This is a genomic window from Mesorhizobium sp. B2-2-3 (genome assembly GCF_006442405.1).
Taxonomy (GTDB): Bacteria; Pseudomonadota; Alphaproteobacteria; order Rhizobiales; family Rhizobiaceae; genus Mesorhizobium.
In genome coordinates, this window is sequence record NZ_VFWC01000008.1 from 39,146 (window position 1) to 61,856 (window position 22,711).

At 64.0% G+C, this 22,711-nt stretch carries 24 protein-coding genes; 1 reads left to right on the forward strand and 23 read right to left on the reverse strand.

Features of this window, described 5'->3' with window-relative positions:
* Positions 1 to 15 precede the first annotated feature (15 nt).
* From FJ951_RS16000 to FJ951_RS16025, 6 genes are read right to left on the reverse strand one after another with little or no spacing between them, the layout of a single operon-like run.
* Positions 16 to 1,197, reverse strand: a complete 1,182-nt coding sequence (locus tag FJ951_RS16000; protein WP_140515871.1) for an aldose 1-epimerase family protein — start codon at positions 1,195 to 1,197, stop codon at positions 16 to 18.
* Positions 1,198 to 1,201: 4 nt separating this feature from the next.
* On the reverse strand, positions 1,202 to 1,978 hold the full coding sequence (locus FJ951_RS16005; RefSeq protein ID WP_140499887.1) for an ATP-binding cassette domain-containing protein: 777 nt from the start codon (positions 1,976 to 1,978) through the stop codon (positions 1,202 to 1,204).
* A gap of 2 nt (positions 1,979 to 1,980) precedes the next feature.
* On the reverse strand, positions 1,981 to 3,000 hold the full coding sequence (locus FJ951_RS16010; RefSeq protein WP_181165269.1) for an ABC transporter permease: 1,020 nt from the start codon (positions 2,998 to 3,000) through the stop codon (positions 1,981 to 1,983).
* Between the two features lie 43 nt (positions 3,001 to 3,043).
* Positions 3,044 to 3,988 carry a substrate-binding domain-containing protein gene (locus FJ951_RS16015; RefSeq protein ID WP_140499889.1) on the reverse strand — a complete coding sequence of 315 codons (945 nt, stop codon included), beginning with the start codon at positions 3,986 to 3,988 and terminating at the stop codon, positions 3,044 to 3,046.
* A gap of 55 nt (positions 3,989 to 4,043) precedes the next feature.
* Positions 4,044 to 4,958: a sugar phosphate isomerase/epimerase gene (locus FJ951_RS16020; protein ID WP_140499891.1), complete on the reverse strand. Its 915-nt coding sequence runs from the start codon at positions 4,956 to 4,958 to the stop codon at positions 4,044 to 4,046.
* A 42-nt stretch (positions 4,959 to 5,000) separates the two neighbouring features.
* The gene (locus FJ951_RS16025) at positions 5,001 to 6,098 is read right to left on the reverse strand and encodes a Gfo/Idh/MocA family oxidoreductase (RefSeq protein ID WP_140515873.1); all 1,098 of its coding nucleotides are present in this window, start codon (positions 6,096 to 6,098) and stop codon (positions 5,001 to 5,003) included.
* A gap of 459 nt (positions 6,099 to 6,557) precedes the next feature.
* Between FJ951_RS16025 and FJ951_RS16030 the strand changes: the two genes are divergently transcribed.
* Entirely contained in the window at positions 6,558 to 7,586 is a 1,029-nt protein-coding gene (locus FJ951_RS16030) for a LacI family DNA-binding transcriptional regulator (protein ID WP_140515875.1), read from the forward strand.
* 51 nt (positions 7,587 to 7,637) lie between these two features.
* Here the strand turns inward: FJ951_RS16030 and FJ951_RS16035 are convergent, their stop codons facing one another.
* From FJ951_RS16035 to FJ951_RS28810, 17 genes are all read right to left on the reverse strand, one after another.
* On the reverse strand, positions 7,638 to 8,657 hold the full coding sequence (locus FJ951_RS16035) for an aliphatic sulfonate ABC transporter substrate-binding protein (protein WP_140515877.1): 1,020 nt from the start codon (positions 8,655 to 8,657) through the stop codon (positions 7,638 to 7,640).
* A 36-nt stretch (positions 8,658 to 8,693) separates the two neighbouring features.
* Complete coding sequence (locus FJ951_RS16040; protein ID WP_140515879.1) at positions 8,694 to 9,593, reverse strand: ABC transporter permease; 900 nt, start codon at positions 9,591 to 9,593, stop codon at positions 8,694 to 8,696.
* 12 nt (positions 9,594 to 9,605) lie between these two features.
* The gene (locus FJ951_RS16045) at positions 9,606 to 10,442 is read right to left on the reverse strand and encodes an ABC transporter ATP-binding protein (RefSeq protein WP_140499899.1); all 837 of its coding nucleotides are present in this window, start codon (positions 10,440 to 10,442) and stop codon (positions 9,606 to 9,608) included.
* Between the two features lie 13 nt (positions 10,443 to 10,455).
* Positions 10,456 to 10,782 carry a ferredoxin family protein gene (locus FJ951_RS16050; RefSeq protein WP_140515881.1) on the reverse strand — a complete coding sequence of 109 codons (327 nt, stop codon included), beginning with the start codon at positions 10,780 to 10,782 and terminating at the stop codon, positions 10,456 to 10,458.
* Complete coding sequence (locus FJ951_RS16055; RefSeq protein ID WP_140515883.1) at positions 10,779 to 12,404, reverse strand: FAD-binding protein; 1,626 nt, start codon at positions 12,402 to 12,404, stop codon at positions 10,779 to 10,781. Before FJ951_RS16055 ends, FJ951_RS16050 begins: the two co-directional genes overlap by 4 nt.
* Before the next feature lie 27 nt (positions 12,405 to 12,431).
* Positions 12,432 to 13,028 carry a thioredoxin family protein gene (locus FJ951_RS16060; RefSeq protein ID WP_140515885.1) on the reverse strand — a complete coding sequence of 199 codons (597 nt, stop codon included), beginning with the start codon at positions 13,026 to 13,028 and terminating at the stop codon, positions 12,432 to 12,434.
* Between the two features lie 246 nt (positions 13,029 to 13,274).
* Positions 13,275 to 13,724 carry a DUF126 domain-containing protein gene (locus FJ951_RS16065; RefSeq protein WP_140515887.1) on the reverse strand — a complete coding sequence of 150 codons (450 nt, stop codon included), beginning with the start codon at positions 13,722 to 13,724 and terminating at the stop codon, positions 13,275 to 13,277.
* Positions 13,721 to 14,971, reverse strand: coding sequence for an aconitase X (locus FJ951_RS16070; protein ID WP_140515889.1), 1,251 nt, complete (start codon positions 14,969 to 14,971; stop codon positions 13,721 to 13,723). Before FJ951_RS16070 ends, FJ951_RS16065 begins: the two co-directional genes overlap by 4 nt.
* Positions 14,972 to 15,029: 58 nt before the next feature.
* A complete protein-coding gene (locus tag FJ951_RS16075) occupies positions 15,030 to 16,094 on the reverse strand; it encodes an ABC transporter ATP-binding protein (protein WP_140515891.1) in 1,065 nt (354 codons plus the stop codon).
* Positions 16,094 to 16,882 carry an ABC transporter permease gene (locus tag FJ951_RS16080; protein ID WP_140499911.1) on the reverse strand — a complete coding sequence of 263 codons (789 nt, stop codon included), beginning with the start codon at positions 16,880 to 16,882 and terminating at the stop codon, positions 16,094 to 16,096. Before FJ951_RS16080 ends, FJ951_RS16075 begins: the two co-directional genes overlap by 1 nt.
* A complete protein-coding gene (locus FJ951_RS16085) occupies positions 16,882 to 17,751 on the reverse strand; it encodes an ABC transporter permease (protein WP_140515893.1) in 870 nt (289 codons plus the stop codon). Before FJ951_RS16085 ends, FJ951_RS16080 begins: the two co-directional genes overlap by 1 nt.
* A gap of 65 nt (positions 17,752 to 17,816) precedes the next feature.
* The gene (locus FJ951_RS16090; protein ID WP_140515895.1) at positions 17,817 to 18,878 is read right to left on the reverse strand and encodes an ABC transporter substrate-binding protein; all 1,062 of its coding nucleotides are present in this window, start codon (positions 18,876 to 18,878) and stop codon (positions 17,817 to 17,819) included.
* A 39-nt stretch (positions 18,879 to 18,917) separates the two neighbouring features.
* Complete coding sequence (locus FJ951_RS16095; RefSeq protein ID WP_140515897.1) at positions 18,918 to 19,901, reverse strand: PfkB family carbohydrate kinase; 984 nt, start codon at positions 19,899 to 19,901, stop codon at positions 18,918 to 18,920.
* The gene (locus FJ951_RS16100) at positions 19,898 to 20,950 is read right to left on the reverse strand and encodes an ADP-ribosylglycohydrolase family protein (protein WP_140515899.1); all 1,053 of its coding nucleotides are present in this window, start codon (positions 20,948 to 20,950) and stop codon (positions 19,898 to 19,900) included. The genes FJ951_RS16095 and FJ951_RS16100 overlap by 4 nt, the downstream gene beginning before the upstream one ends.
* 3 nt (positions 20,951 to 20,953) lie before the next feature.
* Entirely contained in the window at positions 20,954 to 21,679 is a 726-nt protein-coding gene (locus FJ951_RS16105; protein ID WP_140515901.1) for a GntR family transcriptional regulator, read from the reverse strand.
* Positions 21,680 to 22,160: 481 nt separating this feature from the next.
* Positions 22,161 to 22,325, reverse strand: coding sequence for a DUF3309 family protein (locus FJ951_RS16110; protein WP_023757858.1), 165 nt, complete (start codon positions 22,323 to 22,325; stop codon positions 22,161 to 22,163).
* Positions 22,326 to 22,420: 95 nt separating this feature from the next.
* On the reverse strand, positions 22,421 to 22,600 hold the full coding sequence (locus tag FJ951_RS28810) for a hypothetical protein (RefSeq protein WP_246671733.1): 180 nt from the start codon (positions 22,598 to 22,600) through the stop codon (positions 22,421 to 22,423).
* Between the last annotated feature and the right edge of the window lie 111 nt (positions 22,601 to 22,711).

A 22,711-nucleotide genomic window follows, 5' to 3' on the forward strand; every position in this document is an offset into this window, starting at 1 on the left:
GAATACATGTCGCGCTCATGCCGGGCCCGCCAGTCTCCGGAAATTGCCGGAGGGCCGAGGATAATCCTGTTCGGGCTGGCGGGCGATTGCCGCAATCCTGTCTTCGGCGCCGGCGATAGCTTCCCTGCCGTCCAGGACCCGGAACACGGCATCGTAGGCGCGGCCTTCGTCATGCTCCAGCCAGATCATCTCGCCGCGTTCGCGCGCGGCGAGATCGCCGAGCACATGATGCGTCGATGGCTCGATACCCAGCGCATACTGTCCGGCCTGGAAATTCTGCCATTGATAGGCGCAAGGCAGCTGGTCTTTCCGCGTCACCATTTCGAAGCCGAGGCCGAGCCGGTCGTTGACCACCGCCACTGGTACCTCGCCCTTTCCATCGGCGTCCATTTCATGCTGCCAGACCTGTTCGCTGAACCCCATTCGCGGTTCCGGCACGGTGCGGTAGCCGACCTTCTGCGCCTCATAGCGCTCGCCGGCATGGCCGGCCCAAACCACGTCGCGGATTGGCGCGAGGTAGCGCGAGCCCTCGTCAAGCAGGGGATGACTGACATTCACATGGTAGAAATACATATGCGGCGTGCGATTGAAGCCATGGTTCACGACGCGGTCGGACAGCCGGATCTCGTTGCCGCCGACATCCGCCTCGATCCGCCGGATCAGATGCAGATCCTCGCCGAACACCGCCGATTGCTGCACGATGCCTTCCGCCCACAGCACGCAGCGGTCGCCGTCCCACGCCTCACCGTAGCCGGTCAGCCGTGCCGGGATGGTGCCGACACGGCCATGCAGCGAATGGATCACGGTCTTCTTGCCGGGATAGTTGTAGTTCTCGGCCGGCACCTCTTCCCGACCCAGTATATGGTCGAGGCCGCAGGTGACCAGCAAACCGGAAAAGGAGCGTGCCCAGGCCAGCCCCCCTTCCCCCTCATAGTCGTGAAGACCGGGGTTACGAAAACCGCCCGGCGAGTGCCAGCCGATCGCCTGGCCCTTGAAGTCGCAATCGGCGATGTCGAGCGCGCGGTCGACGAGTGCGGTGAAGCGCAGGCCGGAGCCGGTGCGGAACTCCAGCATGCGGATACCGCGCTCCACCCCGTCGCCGAGCGTCATCAGCCGCACGCCGGCGAACTGCGACAGCATGCCGGAGCGTTCCGAGACCTGCCGGCGCGAGAGCGTCTTGCCGTAAAGCTCTACCATGCCGTCACTGCGCCCTCTTCATCAGAGCCGACAGGTCGGCGCCGGTGATGATGCTTTCCACGGTCAGCAGATCGGTATCGGCGACCGTCTGCTCGGCAACGATCTCGCCGCGGCGCATGACGATGATGCGGTCGGCAACCTCGAACACGTGATGGATGTTGTGGGTGATGAGCAGCACCGAATGGCCGGCCTGACGCATCTCCTTGACGAAGCGCAGCACGCCATGGGTTTCCTCGACGCCGAGATTGTTGGTCGGCTCGTCGAGGATAATCACCTTGGCGGCGAACTGCATGGCCCGCGAAATGGCGATCGACTGGCGCTCGCCGCCCGACAGCGTTGAGACCAGCGCGTCGGCGTCGAGTTTCTTCGAGATGCCGACGCGCTTCAGCAGGGAGGAGGCAGCATCGCGCAGCTTGGCGAGATCGAGCGGCGCAAACACGCCCAACCATTTGAAATTGACCGGTTCGCGGCCGAGGAAGAGGTTGCGCGCGATACTGAGATCCGGCGCCAGCGACGTATCCTGGTGGATGGTCTCGATGCCGAGATCCATCGCGTCGCGCGTCGAGCGGATCGAAACCTTCTGCCCGCGCACATAGATGTCACCGCGATCGACCGGGAAGACGCCGGAGATCGCCTTGATCAGCGTCGATTTGCCGGCGCCATTGTCGCCGAGCAGAGCCACTATCTCGCCTTCTCTCAGCGTCAGCGAGGCATTCTTCAGCGCGCGCACGCTGCCGAAGGATTTTTGCAGGTTCTGCAGCCGAAGCACTTCTTGCATCATAGTCAGCTCCTTGCCGCGTTTTTCTGCAGCAAAGCATGCAGGATGAGCATGGCGAGGATGATCACGCCGACGAAGATGTTGTAGGCGAGGCCGGGCACGCCGACGAGCACGATGCCGTTACGGATGGCGCGCAGCATCAGCGCGCCGACGATGGTGCCCAGGATGGTGCCGCGTCCGCCGGTCAGCGCCGTGCCGCCAACCACCACCATGGCGATCACTTCGAGCTCATAGCCTGTGCCGGCCACCGGCGAAGCGGCCGAAATACGAAAGGCGCTGATCATGCCGGCAAGCCCGGCCAGCACCGAGGTGGCGATGAACAGCCATATCTTGACGGCGTCCGCCGGCACGCCGCGGGCCACTGCCGCGTTGCGGTTGGAACCGATGGCGCTGATCCAGTTGCCGAGCTTGGCATAGCGCAGGACGTAGATTGCCAGCAGCGACAGGCCGACGAACCACCACAGCGAGGTGTAGAAGCGGAACGAGCCGATATTGAAGCTGCCGGCAAGCAGCGTCACGAAGAAGCCAGGCTGGTCCCACGACTTCAGCGGGAAACCCTGCGTGATGTAGAGGGCCGCGCCACGCACGATCAGCAGCATGGACAGGGTCACCAGGAATGACGAGATGCCGATCTTGGTGACGATCACCCCATTGATCGCCCCGATCGCGATGCACAGTAAAAGTCCAGCCAGAAGGGCGACGCCGATATCCACCCCGCCGTTCTGCACCAGAAGCATCACGACCACTGGCGCCAGGCCGAATACGGCACCGACCGACAGGTCGAACTCGCCGGCCGTCAGAAGCAGCGTCATGCCGAGCGCGATGATGCCGAGCTCGGGCAGGAACGCCATCATGTTGGAGATGTTGAGCGGCGACAGGAAATTGCCGTCCGCGATCGCGAATACCACGAGAAGGACGACGAGGATGATGAACGAGGAAAATTGCGGCGAGCGCATCAGCCTCGACCTGCTCCTGGCGCTTGCTGCGCCCTCTTCCGCGGTGACTGCCATGACGTTCTGAACCATGCTGTTTGCAGGCGCCCGCCGCCGGCGCGGCGGGCGTCCATTTTCACTTCTTGTCGTAGAGTTTGAGGATCGGCTCGACGCTCGACGCGTCGTAGAGACCGAAAGTGTGGATGTCGTAGCCGATTGGCTCGCCCGAGGCGGCAAGCCCGAGCAGTGCTACCGGCATGAAGCCCTGCGCCGATGGGTACTGCCAGGCCGCAGCGTTGACGAAACCGTCCTGGACGGCTTGCGCCGTCTCCTTCGAATTGCCCCAGCCGACGACCGGGATTTTGCCTGCCGGCACGCCGGCGCCGTCGAAGACCCGCTTGACGCTGGCCGCCACGGAATCGCCGAGCGCGATGATCGCCGGCGGATTGTTGGCAACCATATAGTCGGTCATCTTGGCGATGATGCCGGCCGGATCGGTGCCGCAATCGACCACGTCATATTTGATGCCGAGCGGATCGAAGACGCTGGCGATGCCTTCGGTCTCGAGCTGCTGGTAGCTTGCGCCGGGGACTTCGACCGGCAGAAAGACCTTGTCACCCTGCTTCACCATTTTGTGGTCGACAAGATACTTTGCCCAGATCGTGCCGGCCTCCTTCAGGTCGGCGCCGACATAGGCCTGCCGCCCCGTCGCCGGATCGTCGGTGTTGAAGAACACGATCGGGATGCCGGCGGCCTTCGCCGCCTTGACCTCCTCGGTCCACAGGCCAGGCTGCGCCGAGGTGGTGGCGATGCCATCGGGCTTGGCGGCAAGCGCGGAATTGAAGGCTTCCTTCTGCGCCGCCATGTCGCCGCCGCTGAAGGAGATCTTGCAGGTCACCTTGAGCTGGTCGCAGGCCTTTGTGGCGCCGGCGTTCCAGTCGATCCAGAACGCATCCGACGGGCCGCCATGCGACAGTAGATAAAAGGTCTTCTGGCCGTCCTGTGCCTGCGCGGCCGACCCGAACGCGATGCCGGCAAGCACAGTCGCGGCGGCCGCCAATTTCAATGCAAATTTCAACATTGCTTTCCTCCTTGTTTGGAGCCGTGCCGCCATGCACAGGCGGCGCGGCCGGCCGTCACAGGCCGTTGGCGCGGAACTTCCCGTCGAGGAATGTCTTGGCGCGCGGCACGTCGTCTTCCGACAGGTGCTCGATGATGACCGGAATGTTCGGGTGCTTCTCGGCAAGCCGCTGAAGATAAAGGTCGTAGTTGAGCGAGCCGAGGCCGGGCGCCGGCAGTTCGATCTCGCCGACGCCGCGGAAGGTGTGGCTTTCCATGGCATCCTCATCGCCGATGTCGGCGTGCTTTTCCGACTTGTCGCTGCCCGAGCGCTTGACGTCCTTGGCATGCGCTATCCTGATCTTGTCCGTCAACGTGTCGAACACCTGGTTCAGGATCTGGTCCATCCGGTCGATGTTGTGCGTCTCGAAATAGTTGGTCGGGTCCATCAGCAGGCCAAGGCCCGGGTGATCGACCTGCGCGAACATCTTGACCGTCTCCTCGACCGAGCCGACGACGTTGTTGACATAGGTTTCGAGCAGGAAGACCGCGCCATGGTCATAGGCCGTCTGGGCAAGATCTGATATCACCTTGCGGCATTCCTCGAACCCCTCCTCGGTCTTGTTCTTGGGGTGGTGCACCCAGTCGGATTCGGTGTTGTAGGTGCCGGTTTCCGAGATCACGTAGGGCGAGCCGAAATGGCGGGCGTTGCGGATGATCTCCTTGAGGTAGCCGACGCGCTTGTCGCGCTCTGCCTTGTCGGGATGGATGATGTTGGTGTAGCCCGACACGCAGCAGACCGGCAGGTTGTGGTCGCGGAAGACATCGCGCACGGTCTTGGCCTTGTCCTTGGTGATCTGCCCGGCGGACAGGTCGATATCCCTGAAATGCAGGTCGAGCTGCACCGTGTTGAAACCGAGCCCGCGGATCTTCTTCGCCGTCTCTTCGAGGCCGTACGGGAAATAGCCCGTGAAAATACCTGCCTGCATCATGGTGTGAATTCCTCCCTGTAAGCGATTCAGTTACCAGTGATTTCAATTGATCGGGTTTGTCGAGATTTCGGAAAGCTTGACCGTGCGGCCCGAAGCGATCGAGCGATAGCCCGCCTCTACCAGCGCCATGGTCTTGACGTTGTCGGCGACGGAAAGCGCCGGTGGCGTGCCTGTCTTCACGGCGTGCTGGAGTTGTTCCATCACGCCGATGAAAGCATGCGGGAACCACATCGTGTCCCAGCTTGGGCTGACCCACTCGCCATCCGTTGTCTCGGCCGAGGCATAGGTGAGCGTCGAGGCCGCACCGGTCGGCCAGCCGATCGTGCCCTTGGCGACGCCCTTGGTGCCGTCGACGCGCCAGTTGATGTGCTGGTCGTCCTTGTAGCCTTCTTGCCGCGGACCGGACCAGACATCCTCCAGCGACACGGCGAGCACGCCGGACGGGAAGCGCAGCGTCGAGACGGTGATGCCGTCGGTGTGTTCGAAAGTCGTGCGCGGATCCTTGCGCGTCAGCGTGGTGATCTCATCGGGATCGCCGAACAGGAAACGCAGCACGTCGAGATGATGCACGCTCATGTTGGCAAGCGTCAGCCGGTCGTACTCCTCGAGGAAGCCTTGCCAGTGCGGGATCGCATGCATGTCGATCTGCGCGAAGACGACGTCGCCGAGCGCGCCGCTGTCGATGATCTGCTTCAGCACGCGCATCGACTGGTCGTAGCGCATGTTCTGGTTGACCGAGAGGATCTTGCCCGCCTTCGCCGCCTCGTCGCGCAGCTTCACCGCTTCCTCGACCGACAGCGCCAGCGGCTTCTGCGCCAGGATCGCCTTGATGTGCTTCTGCTTCAGCGCGTGGCGGATCAGCGCCGGCTGCTGGTCCGGCGGGAAAGCCAGGTCGATGATCTCGACTTGCGGATCCTCGATCAGTCGTTCCGGCGTGTCGTGGACGGTCGGAATGCCCCAGCGCATGGCGACCTTCTGCGCATTCGCCCTTGTACGCGAAGCGATCGCCACGACAGGAAAGCCTGCTTCCTTATAGGCCGCGAGATGGCATTCAGTCATGATCATGCCGGCGCCGACGCAGCCGATCTTGAATTCGCTGGTGCGAACCTTCACGTCCGGCTCGAAGCCTTTGCCTGCCATGTCTTCCTCCCAGAATTCTGTCTTCGCGGCCGTCGTCATCTCGCCAACGCGCCTCCAGATGCTGGCAACCGGAGCCGCGGCATGCGGATCGGATCAGGCATTGGAATTCCCTCCCTCGGGGCCAATGTTTCCTCCACGAGCCCATGAGGGATATTGACGGCAGTCACGGGAGGCTGTCAACATCATGAATAATCAAAACACCTCACAATCTAGCAGAAAGGCGAAGGAATGCGTCATACCGGAATCCATACACCGCTCCTGATGCCTCGATTTGATGGGAAATCTATCTTCCCACGGCGATGCGATCCTGCCGGGCGATCTGATTTAGCCCGGCGGCTTGCGCATCGGCCAAGGCCGGATACATCATTTCCCATCAGAATCGCGGATGGCGAAGAGCAGTCGCCACCCGGCCGGCGGTCGGCATTGCGTGATCCTAATGCATTGAGGAGATGAAAGACGGTGCGTTCCACCCTGACTGACATCGCCCGGGAAGCCGGCGTTTCCGCCGCCACCGTCGACCGTGTTCTCAACAACCGTCCGGGTGTGCGGGCGCGCACGCGCGAAATCGTGCTCGAAATGGCGCGGCGTCTTGGCTACATCGCCGAAGGCGCGAACGGGGCGCCTCTCAAGCCCTTGTCCGGCGATGTCATCCGGCTCGACTTCGCGCTGCCGGCCGGCACCAATTCCTTCATCAAGATGCTGCATCGCCACATCGAAGCCCAAGCCTTGGCGCGGCCGGATCTCGATGTCCACATCGCCACCATAGAGGGCTTCAATCCCGACCGGCTCGCACGCCTTTTGCAGGATCTGCGCGGCCAGACTCAGGGCGTCGGCGTCATCGCGCTCGACCATCCGACGGTGCGCGAGGCGATCCGCTCGCTGTCGGCCAACGACGTCAAGGTGGTGACCATCGCCTCCGACATCCTGCATGTGCCAAGGGTCGCGTATATCGGCATCGACAACCGCGCCGCCGGACGGCTGGCGGGCTATTTGCTCAACCGTTTCATGGGGTCGGAACGTCCTGGCAAGGTGGCGCTGTTCGCCGGCTCGCTCTCCTATCGCGGCCATGAGGAACGCGAGATGGGATTCCGGCACATATTGGCCGAGGAATCGCCCAATCTGGAGATCGTCGAAATGCGCGAGATGCTTGACGACCGCGAAAAGGCCTATTCGGAGGCATCAGCCCTTCTGGAGCGGCACCCCGACCTGGCCGCGATCTACAATGTCGGCGCGGGCAACACCGGCATTGCCCGCGCGCTCAAGGAGCGCGGCCGTGCGATATCGATGGTTTTCCTCGGCCATGAGGTAACCGAAGGCACCAAGGAGCTTCTGCTCGACGGCACGCTCGACGCGGTCATCGACCAGAACCCGCGCGTCGAAGCGCGCGAAGCGCTCAACACCTTGACCCATGCGGTCCGGAGACTGCCTTACGAATTGCACCAGCCGAGGCTCCAGGTGATCTTCAAGGAGAACATCCCGGAGATCTGACACTCTCTGAAATGGAGCGGCGCCGGAACCCCTGCCCGTTCAGCACGCCCGCTACTGGACGGCCGCGACTTCCGCGCCGGCCGCGTCGACAAAGCTCTTGTCGATCCATTTGCCGTAGTCGATCGAGCCCTTCAAAAGCCCGGCACCGGCCATGAATTTCTCTTCGCCCTTGAGCGCCTCGATCGCATCGTCGGTCAGCCTCGGATCCTGGTGAAAGACGCCGTCGGCATAGGTCTTGCGCACCGATTTCTCCGACGACTTGGTCGCCTCGACGAATGTCTTGATCGTCTCGTCGGGATGGGCATCGGCCCAGCGGGAAATCTCGATGTCGACCTTCAGGAGCCGCTTGACCAGGTCGGGATATTTCGCCGCGAAGGCGCCGTTGACCGAAATGACGTTCGGCACGTTCCATTCCGGATGGGTGCTGGTGTCGAAGAGCACCCGTGCCTCGCCGGTGTCGACCAGCTTGGCCGCGGTCGAATCCGTTTCGACGAGGGCGTCGATGTCGCCGCGCAGCAGTGCCGGGCCGGATGCCTCGAAAGGCAGGTTCAATCCCTCGACATCACCGGTCGTCAGGCCGACGCTGTTCAGCGCCTTGTTGAAATTCGAGTGCCGCACCGTACCGGTGAGATAGGCGACCTTCTTGCCTTTGAGGTCCTGCAGCGTCTTCAGTGGAGAGTCGGATTTGACCACGATATACGAGCCGCCCGACCGCACATAGCTCGACAGGCCAATCAGCTTGACATCGGCGCCGGAGGCGGCGACGCGCAACGCGGGATTGTTGCCGGTATAGGTGAATTCGATGGCGCCTGTCGCAAGCGCCGTCGTCGCCTCGGAGCCGCCATTGAAGGTGACAAGTTCGACCTTGATGCCGTCCTTGGCGAACTCCTTTTCCCACCAGCCGTCCTTCTGTGCGAGGACGAATTTGAGGTGCCCCGGCGCGGTGCTGCCGATGCGGATGAATTCGGGCTTGTCCTGCGCGAAGGCGGGCATGCCGCCAAGGCCGATGACGACGGCAATGGCGCCCTTCAGGAACAGCCGGCGAAATCCGTCGAATGCAATGTTGGACATGAGGAAAATCCTTGCTGATTGGAATGAGTGAACGGCTCAGATGAGCGAGGACTCGGACTGGCCTTTCCAGGCGGTCGCCCAGCGCTCGAACCAGACGAGCAAATAGTTGACGGTGAGCCCGATGACGGTCAGCGTCAGGATGCCGGCATACATGTCCGCCGTTTCCATCATCAACTGCGAGTTCTGAATAAGGAAACCGAGGCCGGATTTGGCCGCCAGCATCTCGGCGCCGATCACCGCGAACAGCGACGACTTCACCGCCAGCCTTGCGCCGGCGACAACAGAGGGGATGCTGGCCGGCAGGATAACCTTCCGGAACAGGTCGAAGTCAGACGTACCCATCGAGCGCGCCGCCTTGATCAGCAGCGGATCGACCGACTTGGCGCCGCTGATCGTGTTGACCAGCAGAAAGAAGACCGAGGAGTAGAAGGTGATCGCCACCTTCGATTCCTCGCCGATGCCGAGCAAAAGGATGAACACCGGAAGCAGCGCGAATTGCGAGGTGTTGCGCAGCGTCTGCACAAGCAGGTCAGAGACCTTCTCGAACAGCGAGTAGCGCCCCATCAGCAGGCCGAGCGGAATGGCCACCACCACGCCGAGAGCGAAGCCGATCGCAGCGCGCTGCAGGCTGATGCCGATATGTTCGACCAGAACGCCCGAGGCGAGCAGGTTCCACCAAGCGACCAGCACCTCGCTCAGCGGCGGAAAGAAGATGCGGTTCAGCCAGCCGAGCCGTGGCGCGATTTCCCACACGAGAAAGAACAGGCCGAGCAGCGGCAAGCCGTAAAGGAAAGTCCCGTGGCTCGTCCCTTTGCGCCGGACCTTGGCACTGTGGGCGGTGATGGCCGGGACTCTTGCGGCGGCCGCCGTCTCGCCGGCGCCGGCAAACAGATGAAGAGCGCCGGCAGGGCCGAACTTTTCGGTAAGATAAGCCATGGCTCTACCTCCTCAATGACTGAAGGCTGGCGACAGCGTCCAGTCCTTTTGCGCCTTGTTGACCTCATCGCGCAGCGCGTCCCAGACGCGGCCGCGATATCCGTTGAATCCGGCGCTGGCGCGGATGTCCCCGTCGCGCGGCCGTGGCAGGTCGATGTCTATGATCTCCTTCACCGCGCCCGGCCGCGCCGTCATCACCACCACGCGGTCAGCGAGGAAGATTGCCTCGTCGATCGAATGGGTAACGAAGATCACTGTTGTCTTGATCTTGCCCCAGATCCGCAGCAACTCGCCCTGCAGGAGCTCGCGCGTCTGCTGGTCGAGTGCGGCGAAGGGTTCATCCATCAAAAGCACTTCCGGGTTGCTCGCCAAGGCGCGAGCGATCGCCACGCGCTGCTGCATGCCCCCGGAGAGCTGGTTGGGGAAACGGTCCTCAAAACCGGCAAGACCGAACAACGATAACAAATGGCGCGCCGTCACCGTGCGCTCGGCCTTGGCGACGCCACGCACCTCCAGCGCGTATTCGATGTTGGCCAGCGCCGTGCGCCAGGGAAACAGCGCATATTGTTGGAAGACATAGCCGGTCTTAGGATCCGGCCTGGTGATGCGCCGGCCGTCGAGCTGGACATCGCCGCCGCTCGCCTGCGTCAGCCCGCCGATGATGTCGAGCAGCACAGATTTGCCCGAGCCGCTCGGGCCGACCAAAGTGATGAACTCGCCTTTGCGGATCGAAAGATCGACGCCGTCGAGCACGGTGACGCGGTCGGTCTCCTCGCCGTCGACGGTGACGAACTGCCCCGGCTTGAGCAGAAAGGTCTTCTTGATATCGCTGACGACGATGCGGTCCATGTCCTGTCGCTTCCTATTGCGCCACGCGGATGCGGTGCGTCGGGTCGAATTCAGAGCCGCCGGCCTTGCCGCGCTTCCAGCCGAGCGCGCGGGCGTAGCCGCCGAACAGTTGACGTGCCTCGACCTGCGCTTCCGTGATGCCGGTCGGCCCCTCGGCGAACTCGGCCACGTAAAGCGCGTCGGTCGGGCAGTAGATTTCACAGAGAAAGCAGGTCTGGCAGTTGTCCTGACGGGCGATCACAGGCGCGCCGTCCTTGGTAGCGTCGAACACATTGGTCGGGCACACCTTGACGCAGATGTCGCATTCGACGCAGCGCGCGGCCGAGACGATCTCGATCATGACGCCAGCTCCGCCAGGCGCTCCGGCGCCCCGGCAATGCGGAAGTCGTCGACGCCGGTGATGACCAGCCGATGCGCGAGGGCCGGGTTCTTGCCCTGCAGATCGGTGCGCCGATGCATGCCGCGGCTTTCTGTCCGATGCAGCGCGGCCGCCACCGACCAGCGCCCCGCGGCGGCGATCGACGCCGCCTCGCGCGCGCGGACCCGGTCCACCCCTTCGCCCCGCAGATGGTCGCGCACGTCGCGCCAGACACTCTCCAGCCGCCCCCGGCTTTTCTCCAAGCTCTCGCCGTTGCGGAAGAAATTTTTGTCGAGCGGCGTCACCTCGTTGCGCACCGCCTCGATGACCTCGCCCGCAGCGATGTCGGCACGCGGCGAGGCCGCCGGGCGCAGGCCGGCCTGACCGAGTGGTTCAACGGTGTCGCGGAACGCCCTGCCGCCGCGACGCTTCGAATGGGTCGAGGCGCCCTTGCCCGCCCACCAGCCGCTGGCCAGCGCCCAGGAGGAATTGACGGCGCCGCCGCCCGATACCGCTCCGGTCATGATCTCGCGGCTGGCGGCGTCGCCTGCGACATAGAGGCCGGGCACGCCGGTGGCGCAGTCGTCGGAGACGATGTCGATGCCGCCGGTACCGCGTACCGTGCCTTCGGCGCGCAGGGTGATGCGGAACAGCTCGGTGAATGGATCGACACCGGCGCGGTCATAAGGCACGAAGCAGTTCGGCTGCCCTTGGCGCAACCAGCCTTGCAGCGCCGGCTCCGCCTGATCGAGCCGCGCATAGACCGGTCCCCCGATCAATGCGCGCGCCACCTCGTCCTCGCGGTCGCCGATGCCGTTGCGCAGCGGCTCACCGGCAGGGCCCAGGATCGGCGATCCATCCTCGCGATGGAATGAGGCCCAGCGGAACGGCAGCCCCTTGTTCAGCGAAGACCCAAAGGGCGCCAACGTGTATTTGCCGGTAAACTCCATGCCCGACAGGCTGGCACCGGCCTCCGCCGCCATCAGATAGCCGTCGCCGGTCAGTCCAGTCCCGCCGAGGATGCGCTCACGGAAAGCGCAGCCGCCGGTCGCCAGCACCACTGCGTTGGCGTCGACGCGCCAGTCCTGGCCGGCCTGCCGGCCGATACCGGCCGCGCCTACGACGGCATCGCCATCCGACAGGAGTTCCAGCGCCGGATGATGGTCGAGCACGGTAACGCCAGCCAGAAGCACACGGCGGCGCATGAAGCGCATGTAGTCGGGCCCGCGCAGATTGGCGATGTAGAGCCGGCCGTCATCCTCGCTTGGGAACGGATAGCCCCACTCGGAAAGCCTGAGCAGGTTGCGATAGGCCGTGTCGACGCAGCGCAGCATCCAGCGCTGGTCCGCAAGCTCGCCAGTGCGCTGCCAGCGTCGCTCGACCACCGCATGCCTGTTGTCGCCCGGCGGTACGCACCAGGTACCCGTATTGGACGGCGCGGTGGCGCCGCTGGTGCCGAGATAGCCCTTGTCGGCCAGCACCACCTGCGCGCCGCTTTCGGCAGCGGCGACCGCCGCCCAGGCTGCGGACGGGCCTCCGCCCAGCACGAGCACGTCGGTCTGGAGTTGCAGCCTGTCGGACGCGGATTTTTGAGGCATGGACATGGATGCTCTGCGAAGGAGTGCGAGGCGCTAAGCAGCGCGCGCAGCGCCCGAGAACCACGCCGGCTCATTGCCGGCGCTCCATTTGATGTTGCAGCCGATCGACGGCACCTGGCCGGCGGCGGGCCTGCCGCCCTCCAGCACCGCGTCGACCGCCGCGCGCAGGTCGTTACCCGTCACCGCCTTGCCATTGCCCGGCCGCGCATCGTCGAACTGGCCATGATAGGCAAGCCGCCGGTCGGCGCCGAACAGGAAGAAGTCGGGTGTACAGGCCGCGCCATAGGCTTTCGCCGTCTGCTGCGAGGCATCCTTGAGATAGGGGAAGGAATAGCCGAATTTCTCCACTTCCTCGCCGATGCGGGCCAGCGTCTCTTCGGGATGCGCCTCATGGTCGTTGGCATTGATGGCCACCACTTGCAGCCCCTTGCCCGCATATTCCCTGGCGAAAGCGGCAAGCTGCTCGCGGATCAGCACGACGAAAGGGCAGCGGTTGGAGATAAAGGCGACGAGCAAGGCGGGCTTTGCATCGAAATCGCCGAGCCGGTGCAGCACGCCTTGTGCGTCGGGCAGCAGGAAATCGGCCGCTTTGGTGCCAAGCTCGATCGAGTTGGATTCTGTCTTCGGCATCGATGCGCTCCCTTCTTGCTGCCGCTCAGACGGACCATGCCGTGCAGCGCCGGACGAAGTTAGTCTATGAATTTAGTAGAATTATAGGCTAGACAACCCGCCTCCGGTCAACCGCGCCGCTTGGAATATCGTGCCAATGTTTCGGGCGGGGCGAAAAGTTTGTTCGAACGGAAGGCCGTTTTGAAAGAAATGAGATTTGGCGGGGAGCGAAGCCGCAACTGCCTTCGTCGTCCGCGTCGAGCTTGGTCAGGAAACGGTTTCCTTGCGGACAATTGCCCTGTCATCCCCGCCGACATCGATCGCGATCCGCTCGCCGGAAACAATGCCGTCAATGTCGCAGACCACCAGCGGCATGCTGATCCCGTAGAGAAATTCCGCGACGATGGCGCCCACTGCCAGGATCGGGTCAGTCCGTTCCAGGAGGATGCCGGCCGGAGCCGTGCCCCTGCGGATTGCCTCGGCCAGCACCGAGGACGAGGACGAGGAGCCGCGCCCGCTCGGCATGATCAGGATTTTCCCGGCGACGTTCTGGCCGAGGCCAGGATGCGAGTGATCCGTTATGTCGCCTGTCGTGGCATCAACGCCGCCCCAGAAGCTCAGCGGTTGCGAGAATACCAACGCCCGGCCCTCGGCACTCCCGGCCAGTTGGAAGGTGCCGGATCGCTGGACGACGCCCGGTTCCACCGACGCGGTCATGACGCGCCCCGCACGACATGCCCCACCGCGGCGGAGCGGATGCAATCCGCCATATCCGCGAACGCAACCGTCACGCCGATATTGCCCGGAGCGTAATGCGCCCATTTGCCGGAATTGGTCATCACCACGCCGTCGAGCCGTTCCAGAATCGCAGTGACATAGGTGCAGGTGTCGGCGACGGGGATCAGGCCGAACGCCTGTGTGCCATCAAGCGCGCCCTCCTCCTGCAATCGCGTCAGCGTCGCGCGACCGGTGTTGACATAGATCGGGATGCCCCTGCCCGGCGCGATGGCACGCAGCAAGGGCAGCAGGCGCATCCATTCCGCATGCGAGAAATGCGGAGTGCCCAGCGACACGGCCGCCAGCGGCGCCCCGTCGGGTACGCGCGACAGCTTGGCCAGTGCATGATCGATATCGGCGCGCGTGATGCGGATCGTCTCTTCCGGCGCTTGACCATGGAACGCCTCGTCGAGCGTTCCCGCTTCGGGCGTGATGCCGACCGCATGGAACAGCGCCACGGCGCCGGTAGTCGCTGCTGCCGCGCCCAGCGCCTTCAGCTGGTCCTCGTCGCGCGGCCGTGGCAGGCCTGTGACAACCGGAACGCGATCGCCGCTGGCTTGCCCGATGATCAGTCCGACGCCGACGAACAGGGCGTCGCTCGGCTCTGGCTCAGCAAAGTCCAGCTCGAACAGGATGCGGCCGCGCCGGTTCTCGCTCAGATGCAGGCCCCAGGCCGGCGCGCGGCCCGTCATGGCGCAGCACAGGTCGATGAAATCGCCATAGCGGTTGGTGCGCGCGCCGATCACCGAATTTGCAAACACGATGGCGTTGGATTCGCCCCAGGCGATCTGCTGCCCGAAACCTGGCCGGAACCGCGTCTGGTAGGGCGCGCAGGTGAAGGTCGCCTGGCAGCCGAGCTCGATATGCGCCTTCATCAGCCGCCGCGCCGGCGCTTCCTCCGCCGCCGGCATCTTCACCATGCCGGGATGGATGAGATCGAATGAGCCGACATTGAGCGTCGTCGGCACCTGCACGCGGCCGCCGCCCTCGACCAGCCGTTCGACGAAATCGAGCCCTGCCGTGCCATGGTAGAGGCAGCCATCGATATGGGCGCCGGCAATGTCGAGGAGGCTGTCCGCTCCGACGGCTTTGGAGAAGGCGACGAGGATCTTCATGGCCGCGGCCGCCGACGGCCCTTGCTCGCCGTCGAGCATGGATTGGTCCTCGGCAGTCAATTCCAACGTCATTGCCGCTCTGGCCCCTACTCGATCTTATGGCGCGAAGGAACGCCAGCAGTTCAGTGAACTACCCCGCAGGGATCAACACCGTGCTCTGCGGCGACCAGCGTAGTACGACATGCTGACCTTCCGCCAGCCTGTCAGCGCCGGTGTTCTGGACGATGACCTTCAGCGTCTGGCCGGCACGCTCGACAAAGTAGGTGCTGTTGTTGCCGGCGAAGATGCGTTTGGAAACCTGGCCCTTCAGTATGTTGGCATCGCCCTCCGAAGTTCCGGCATCAAGGGCAATCCGAATACGCTCCGGACGCACGGCGCAGCTTGCCTTTGCGCCGGCGGCAAGCCTGGCGCCGGCCCCGGCGGCGATCGTCGTGCCGTCCGCCAAGCGGATGCCGTTGCCGGTGGTATCGCCGCGAAAGATGTTGGCATCCCCGAGGAAGATGGCGGCGAATTCGCTTTTCGGCCTGTCGTAGATCTCCTCCGGCGGCCCTTCCTGCACCAGCCGGCCATCGCGCAAGATACCGATGCGGTCGCTCATCGTCAGCGCCTCTTCCTGGTCGTGGGTGACGAAAATGGTTGTGATGCCGATCTCGCGCTGGATGCGCTTGAGCTCGATTTGCATGTCGACGCGCAGCGCCTTGTCGAGGGCGCCGAGCGGCTCGTCGAGCAAAAGCACGCGTGGCTTGGTGACGATGGCGCGCGCCAGCGCGACCCGCTGGCGCTGGCCGCCGGAGAGCTGATGCGGCTTGCGACCGCCGAGCGAGCCGAGCTGAACGAGGTCGAGCGCGCGTTGCACCTCGGTGGCAATCGCCGCCTTGGCCTCGCCGCGCACCGACAGGCCGAAGGCGACATTGTCGGCGACGCTCATATTGGGGAACAGCGCGTAGTTCTGGAACACCATGCCGATGCGCCGCTTCTCGACCGGTACCCGCTCGACGCTCTCGCCGCCGATGGCGATGCGGCCGCTGTCGGGAAAATCGAAGCCGGCGATTTGCCTGAGCAGCGTGGTCTTGCCGCTGCCTGATGGCCCAAGCAGCGCGTAGAAGCCGCCATCGACGAAATCGATCGAGACGTCGTCCAACGCCTTGTGCGCGCCGAAGCTGCGCGAGACGTTTGATACCTGGACGCCCGCCATTATTTCTCTCCGCCGAATTTGAAGAAGCGCGCTGTGAGCAGCATCAGCGCCATCGACACCACGATGATGATGGTGGAGACCGCGTTGATCTCGGGCGTGAAACCCTTGCGGATCGCGGCGTAGATCTCGACCGGCAGCGTCGTCTGCCCCGGCGTCGCCAGGAAGTAGGACACCACGAACTGGTCGAACGACACGGCGAACGCAAACAAGCCGCCCGCGATCACACCCGGCATGATCCACGGCAGCGTAACCCGGTTCGTCACCTGCCACTGATTCGCCCCGAGCGAGCGGGCCGCCTCTTCCAGCTCCGGCGCGAAGGTTTGCAGCCGGGCCGAGACGACGACGATGACATAGGGCAGCGCCAGCGCGACATGGCCGAGCAGGATGGCGAACAGGCCGCGTCCAATGCCGATGCCGAAGAAGAAGATCAGCATCGCCGTGCCGGTGATCAGCCAGGGAATGGCGATCGGTGGGAACAACAGCGCCTGCAGGAATTTCTTGCCGCGGAATTCATTGCGGTAGAGCGCCAGGGACGCCGCCGAGCCGAGCACGGTCGAGATGACCGTGGTGATGACGGCGATCTCGATGCTGTTCCAGGTGGCGGCGATGAGCTGGTCGTTCTGCCACAGCGAGGCGTACCATTCCGTCGTCCACTCGAATGGCAGCTGGTAGAATGGCGAGACGTTGAACGACATCAGCGCCATGATAATGATGGGCAAATACAGGAAGGCGAGCAGCACCGCGATATAGAGGCGGCCGAGCCACTCCAGGATACGCGTCGTCGCCATCACGCCACCCTCCGCAGCACCGGTGCGGCCAGCGCCAGAATGATCAGCACGACGGCCAGCAGAATGAAGGAGAGTGCGGCCCCCAGCGGCCAGTTGAACACGGCGACGAACTGGTCCTCGATCACCGTGCCGTAAAAGGTGCCGCTGCGGCCGCCGAGGATCCGCGGCTCCATGAAGGAGCCGACGACGGGCACGAATATGAGGGCCGCGCCCGCCACCAGGCCCGGCATCGATAGCGGGACAATGACCCGCTTCAGCACCTGCAGCCGCGAGGCGCCGAGCGAGCGTCCGGCCTCGAGCAATGAATCGTCGATCGCCTGCAAAGTGAGATAGCAGGTCAGCACCATGTAGGGCACATAGGAGTGCACCAGTCCGATGATGATCGCCGGATAGGAATACATGAGGTCGATGTTGATCTTGAACGGCAGCACAGCGTTGAGCGCGGTGTCGAGAATGCCGCCTTCGCGCAAAACCATCGCCCAGGAGAAGATGCGCACCAGCCCGTTCGACCAGAACGGCAGGATGACGAGCAGGAAGATCGCCTCGCGGCTGCGCCCCTTCAGCACCTTGGCCAGTACATAAGCCGCGGGATAGCCGATGACGATGCACCACAAGGTCACCTCGAGGCCGAGGCGCAGCGAGGCAAGCAGCAGTGTCAGGTACAGGCTTTGCGAGAAGAAGGCGGCGTAGTTGCCAAGCGTGAACGCCCACGGCTTTCCCGTCAGCGGCAGGTCGGTCATGAACGAGAAGAACACCATGGCCGACAACGGCAGGAAGATCGCCACCGTCAGCCAGAGATAGGCGGGCGCCAGCAGCGGCAGTGCCGACCTCAGCCCGCCGCGCACTGCGACCGCACCCTCTGCTGCCATGCTATCCTCCTCCCCGGATTGGAAGGACCAACCGGCGCGAACGCCGGCTGGCCCTGGCGCGGGTTTTACTTCACGTCGACCTTGAGCTGCTGCCAGAGCGCCAGATAGGCCTTGCGCTGCGCATCGGTGATCGGAGCCTGGAACTGGATGCGCTTGGCGACTGTGGGATCACCCATCACCTTGCGGTTGAACGAATCCTCGGGCAACGCTTCCACCGCCTTGGTGTTGGCCGACACCGGTGCACCGACCTTGGTGACCCATTCGACATAGAATTTCGGATCGATCATGTAATTGATGAAGGCTTCGGCGCCCGCGACATTCTTGGAGCCAACCGGGATGGAGAAGGCGTCCAGCCAGGCGACGGCGCCTTCCTGCGGGATCACGAGCGAGACCGGCAGCTTGAAATGCGTCTTGGCGCGGTCGGCCGAACCGCTCCAATAGGTGCCGATGTCGATCTGGTTGGAAGCCACCATCTGGTTCCAGTCGTTCTCCGAGCTCCAGAAGGTCTTGATCTGCGGCATCAGCGAGGTGAGCTTCGTCTTGACCGCGTCCATATCCTTGATGTCGTTGATGTTCTGGCCCGTCGCGATGGCGCCGAACTGCACCGCCTCGACGGCGTCGTCGCGGATGACGACGCGGCCCTTGTGGGCGGGGTTCCACATTTCGGCGATCGACGTCGGCGGCTTGTCGAAGGACTTTTCGTTGATGGCAAGGGCGGTCAGGCCCCACACCCACGGCACGCCATAGACCTTGCCGTCATGGTCGAGCATCGGCGAGTTCGCCTTGTCTTTGCTGATATCGGCATAGTTGGGCAGCTTGGAGGTGTCGATCGGCTGGATCAGCTTTTCAGCCATCGCCTGGTCGTTGAAGGCGGCGTTGATCATGACGACGTCATAGAGGCCGGGATTGGTGCGGATCTTGGTCAGCATTTCCTGTTCGGAATTGAAGAAGTCGTTGACCACCTGTTGGCCGGTCGCCTTCTCGAAGGCGGCGATCGCCCATGGCTCGTCGGCGCCGTAGCCCTTCCAGTTGAGCACATGCACTTCAACGGCCTTGGCGGCAAAAGTAAGTGCGGAGGTGAAGACGGCCGTCGCCGTCAAAAGAGCAGTCAGGTCAGGCATGCGCATGTTCGTTCCTCTCTTTGTTTGCTCGCGTCCCGAGCTTTGTCAGGCTGTCTGATGGGCCTTCCGGTCCTGGCCTCGCGCGCCGGTCGAGCCACCGTCGGCATGGCTCAGGAAAGTCTGGATTTCCGCGTCGGTGGGCGCGGATGAACCGCCATGGCGGGTGACCGAAATGGCCGCCGCCGCATTGGCGTAGCGCGCCGCCTCGAAAGGCGGCATGCCGCGCGCGAGCGCACTGACGAAGGCGCCAATATGAGTGTCGCCGGCGCCGTTGGTGTCGACCGCCGCCACCTTGAAACCGGGAATGGTTCGGGCGGAGCCGCCCGCCAGTCGGATATGGCAGCCCTTGGCGCCGCAGCGGATGACGACGCCGTCGGCCTTGGGACAATGATCGGCAAGCAATCGCGCCGCAAGGGCGGCGGCATCGCCCGGGCCGGCAATGTCGGTGGCTTCCGTCGTATTGCAGCTCAGCCAGGTCGTGCGGGCGAGCACCCGCGACAGGGTGGCGCGCGAAATGTCCGAAACGACCGGCGTCGGGTCGAAGACAAGTGGAATGTCCGCCGGCAGCGTCTCGATCCAGTCGGTGAGCGCGTCGCGGCTGCCGGGATAGCTCAGCGTGTAGCCTGACGTGAACACCCAATCCTCGGGTGCCACCAGAACCGGCGCCATCAGATCGCGGCTGAGCACGCTCTCCGCCCCCGGCCACGACACGAAAGTGCGTTCGGCATCGCTGGAGATCATGGCGACGCAATTGCCGCTGTCCATCAGTGGCGATGGCTGGATCAGCGTCTCGATGCCTTCGGCACTGAAGGCGGCGCGCAGGAAGTCGCCATTGGGTCCGCTGCCGAGCTGGCCTGCGAATACCACCTTCATGCCGGTGCGGATTGCCGCGACCATCATGTTGAAACCGCCGCCGGCGACCTGCGCATAGCTCGAAGCCGTCTTCTCCGTGCCCGGCGCCGGCAAGGCATCGATACGGTAGACATAGTCGACCACCGCGCTGCCGATATGGACGAGACGCGCGCTCATGCCGCCGCGTCCTTGCCGGGGCCGGCCTGCTCCAGGCGACTGTTCGAGGTCCGCGCCGCGACGAGATCGGCGGCGAGCGCACGAACGCCCGCCATGTCAAAGCCTTTGAGGCGGGCGATGCGGTCCTGCGGCAATCGTGAAAGGCCGGTGCAGGCGCCGGCCATGCCTGCGGCGATGGCGCCGATCGTGTCGGTGTCGCCGCCGAGATTGGCGCTGATGACCGCCGCTTGCCAAGCATCGCCGCCGGCGACCTCCAGCACAGCAAAAGCGGCCGGAACGGACTCCTGGCTGGCAACGCCGGTGCCGACCAGATCGGTGATCAGCCGGACCGCGTCTCGTGGCGCCTTGCCGCGGATCAGATCCTGCGCCCAGGCGACGCGCGCGGCGATGTCGCCGCCGGTCACCCAGTGGCCGTGTGTCGCCCCCCGCCTCGCCGCCGCGACGGCGCTGTCGGACGCGGCGCGCCAGTCGCCGCCGGCGATGCCGCGGCTGACGGCGGCCGCGACCGCCGCGGCGGAGGCAATGGCGATCGAGGTGTTGTGTGTCGCCCGGCAGGTTTCGGCCACCTTGTCGACGAGCGCATCCAGCGGCTCCGGCTGCATCATGATGCCGAGCGGCGCGATGCGCATGGCCGCGCCATTGGTGTCGCCGCCGCGCCCGGCCTCCTCGGCTGGCACGCCCTTGTTGATGGCGTCGATGGCGCGCTTGGTCGACGGTCCCAAAAGGTCGTAGCTGCCGCGCGCCTTGACCTCGCGCTCCCAGTCGAGCAGCGCGTTGACCCAGCGCGCATGGTCGAAGCGGTCGCCTGAGGCAACCAGGATGCGGCCGAGCAGCAGCGCCTGCTCGGTATCGTCGGTGATAGTCCCGGCCGGCAGCCCTTTCGACACCGGATGATCGGCAAAGGGCGAGACGAAATCCTCGACATGGCCGTAGAGTTCGGCGATGCGCTGAGGCGACAGAAGCTGCGTCGGCATGCCGAGCGCGTCGCCCAGCGCCCCGCCGACGAGCGCACCCATGGCGCGGTCCATCTCAAGCTCGTTCTCCGGCATCGCTCAGAACCTCATATGCAGCGCGAAATGGGCGGGATTGAGCAGGCTGGTGACATATTCGACCGGCCGCTCATCGGCCGCACGCGTCAGGCGACGGCCGCGCAGGAAGGGTGTGCCTTGCGGGCACCCGAGGATAGCGGCGTCATGGGCGTTCAACATCTCGATGTCGACCCACTCCTCGCCATGGTCGGGTACAAGCCCCGCTTCGCGTAGCGTCTGGTGCAGCGAGCCTTCGCGCAAGCCCCGCAGAGGCACGTCCTCCAGCTCTGGCGACAGCGGCAGGCGGCTGCGTTCGATGGAGATGGCATGGCCGTCGCTGGCATTGGTGCGGACCCGGTCGACGGCGATGAAGAGCGGACTTTCGATGCCTAACAGCACGGCAAGGTCGTGGTCTTCGATCACCTCCAGCCGCAGCGTCCGCGTTTCGGCGTTGGCGCCGGCATTGGCCAGCGCGCGCGACCAGCCGATCGCATCATCGACCGGCTTGCCGTCAAAGGTGACGAAGGAGCCGATACCGACCTTTGTGGTGATCAATCCGCGGCTGGACAGTTCCTCCAAGCCTTTGCGCACCGTGTTGCGGCTGACGGAGAAACGCTGCACGAGTTCGTTTTCGCTTTGCAGACGGTCGCCGAAACCCAGCACGCCGGAGCGGATCTCGTATTCCAGAACGGTGGCGATCTGCTCGGGCTTGCCCGTGCCGGGAGACAGTTTGATCGCGCTCCGCTTCATATTCGTACCTGTATAGTGAACCTGTCTAGTCCTGTTTAATCTCTCCTCGTATAGCGGACTTGTCAATGGGACGGGTCATGTGCCCCGATGCACTGCTTTCGACGATCCGCCGGCCGCAGGCGGCAACGAAGAAGGAATTTCCCCAGTGCTGGACGCGTCGCACCGTGTCGCGATCCTGCTGCGGTGACCCTACCGGCAGAAGAACGAAAGCCCGCTCCGGGAACCGGGGCGGGCCTTGGAGGAGGACAAGGGGTGGGACCTCTCCTCTTGCTTTCCACGGGGGGTGTGTGGACCGAAATCACCTTACGGGAGTTTCGCCAGAGGCCCGATCACAAGCCTGTTTGCCCGCATCACGATCCGGTGCGCACCGGCATCGACATTGGTCACGGGATCGCGATCAGCGACCAATGCATGTCGCCCAAACAATGCATGTCGCCCAAAAGCGGCTCTCGCCTTGTGAGAACGACGTGCACGACGCGCTTTAGATGCGTCCGAGCACGACCAGAATAATGACGATCAGCAACACAAGCCCCAGCCCGCCGCCACCATAATAACCGGTTCCGTAGAACGGACCGCCGCCGAGGCCGCTGAAGCCGCCGAGCAGGGCGAGGATAAGGATGATGATAAGGATGGTTCCAAGACTCATGGCTTCCACTCCCGCAGGCACTTGCGCGCCGGTTCGGCACTTCTGGGTTGAGAATGTTGCTCACAGACAACGCTTTGAACGCGTTCGCGTTCCACCTAATGCATGACGTCGAGAAGGCGACGGCGCAATTCGTGCAGCAGTCCTGCCGCAATGGCGGGGCTTTCCGACCGGCCGACGCGCAGGATACGATAAAGCTGAAGGAACGTGATTACGGCGTAAACGGCGAGATTGTAGAAGGATAAAGCCGACAGCAAAAACAGGTGGTTGAGCGTCAAGATCGGATCCACTTCGACTTATCTCGATCTTGCATCGTCAGATCTGTGAGAGCGGATTTGCAATTCATGCTTGCATTTCTGGAACAAATAAGGAACAGTAGGGAACCTAGC

Coding starts and splice junctions, on each gene's coding strand:
- FJ951_RS16000 (WP_140515871.1), bottom strand. CDS start 1,197: ATGGTAGAGCTTTACGGCAAGACGCTCTCGCGCCGGCAGGTCTCGGAA.
- FJ951_RS16005 (WP_140499887.1), bottom strand. CDS start 1,978: ATGATGCAAGAAGTGCTTCGGCTGCAGAACCTGCAAAAATCCTTCGGC.
- FJ951_RS16010 (WP_181165269.1), bottom strand. CDS start 3,000: ATGGTTCAGAACGTCATGGCAGTCACCGCGGAAGAGGGCGCAGCAAGC.
- FJ951_RS16015 (WP_140499889.1), bottom strand. CDS start 3,988: ATGTTGAAATTTGCATTGAAATTGGCGGCCGCCGCGACTGTGCTTGCC.
- FJ951_RS16020 (WP_140499891.1), bottom strand. CDS start 4,958: ATGATGCAGGCAGGTATTTTCACGGGCTATTTCCCGTACGGCCTCGAA.
- FJ951_RS16025 (WP_140515873.1), bottom strand. CDS start 6,098: ATGGCAGGCAAAGGCTTCGAGCCGGACGTGAAGGTTCGCACCAGCGAA.
- FJ951_RS16035 (WP_140515877.1), bottom strand. CDS start 8,657: ATGTCCAACATTGCATTCGACGGATTTCGCCGGCTGTTCCTGAAGGGC.
- FJ951_RS16040 (WP_140515879.1), bottom strand. CDS start 9,593: ATGGCTTATCTTACCGAAAAGTTCGGCCCTGCCGGCGCTCTTCATCTG.
- FJ951_RS16045 (WP_140499899.1), bottom strand. CDS start 10,442: ATGGACCGCATCGTCGTCAGCGATATCAAGAAGACCTTTCTGCTCAAG.
- FJ951_RS16050 (WP_140515881.1), bottom strand. CDS start 10,782: ATGATCGAGATCGTCTCGGCCGCGCGCTGCGTCGAATGCGACATCTGC.
- FJ951_RS16055 (WP_140515883.1), bottom strand. CDS start 12,404: ATGTCCATGCCTCAAAAATCCGCGTCCGACAGGCTGCAACTCCAGACC.
- FJ951_RS16060 (WP_140515885.1), bottom strand. CDS start 13,028: ATGCCGAAGACAGAATCCAACTCGATCGAGCTTGGCACCAAAGCGGCC.
- FJ951_RS16065 (WP_140515887.1), bottom strand. CDS start 13,724: ATGACCGCGTCGGTGGAACCGGGCGTCGTCCAGCGATCCGGCACCTTC.
- FJ951_RS16070 (WP_140515889.1), bottom strand. CDS start 14,971: ATGACGTTGGAATTGACTGCCGAGGACCAATCCATGCTCGACGGCGAG.
- FJ951_RS16075 (WP_140515891.1), bottom strand. CDS start 16,094: ATGGCGGGCGTCCAGGTATCAAACGTCTCGCGCAGCTTCGGCGCGCAC.
- FJ951_RS16080 (WP_140499911.1), bottom strand. CDS start 16,882: ATGGCGACGACGCGTATCCTGGAGTGGCTCGGCCGCCTCTATATCGCG.
- FJ951_RS16085 (WP_140515893.1), bottom strand. CDS start 17,751: ATGGCAGCAGAGGGTGCGGTCGCAGTGCGCGGCGGGCTGAGGTCGGCA.
- FJ951_RS16090 (WP_140515895.1), bottom strand. CDS start 18,878: ATGCGCATGCCTGACCTGACTGCTCTTTTGACGGCGACGGCCGTCTTC.
- FJ951_RS16095 (WP_140515897.1), bottom strand. CDS start 19,901: ATGAGCGCGCGTCTCGTCCATATCGGCAGCGCGGTGGTCGACTATGTC.
- FJ951_RS16100 (WP_140515899.1), bottom strand. CDS start 20,950: ATGCCGGAGAACGAGCTTGAGATGGACCGCGCCATGGGTGCGCTCGTC.
- FJ951_RS16105 (WP_140515901.1), bottom strand. CDS start 21,679: ATGAAGCGGAGCGCGATCAAACTGTCTCCCGGCACGGGCAAGCCCGAG.
- FJ951_RS16110 (WP_023757858.1), bottom strand. CDS start 22,325: ATGAGTCTTGGAACCATCCTTATCATCATCCTTATCCTCGCCCTGCTC.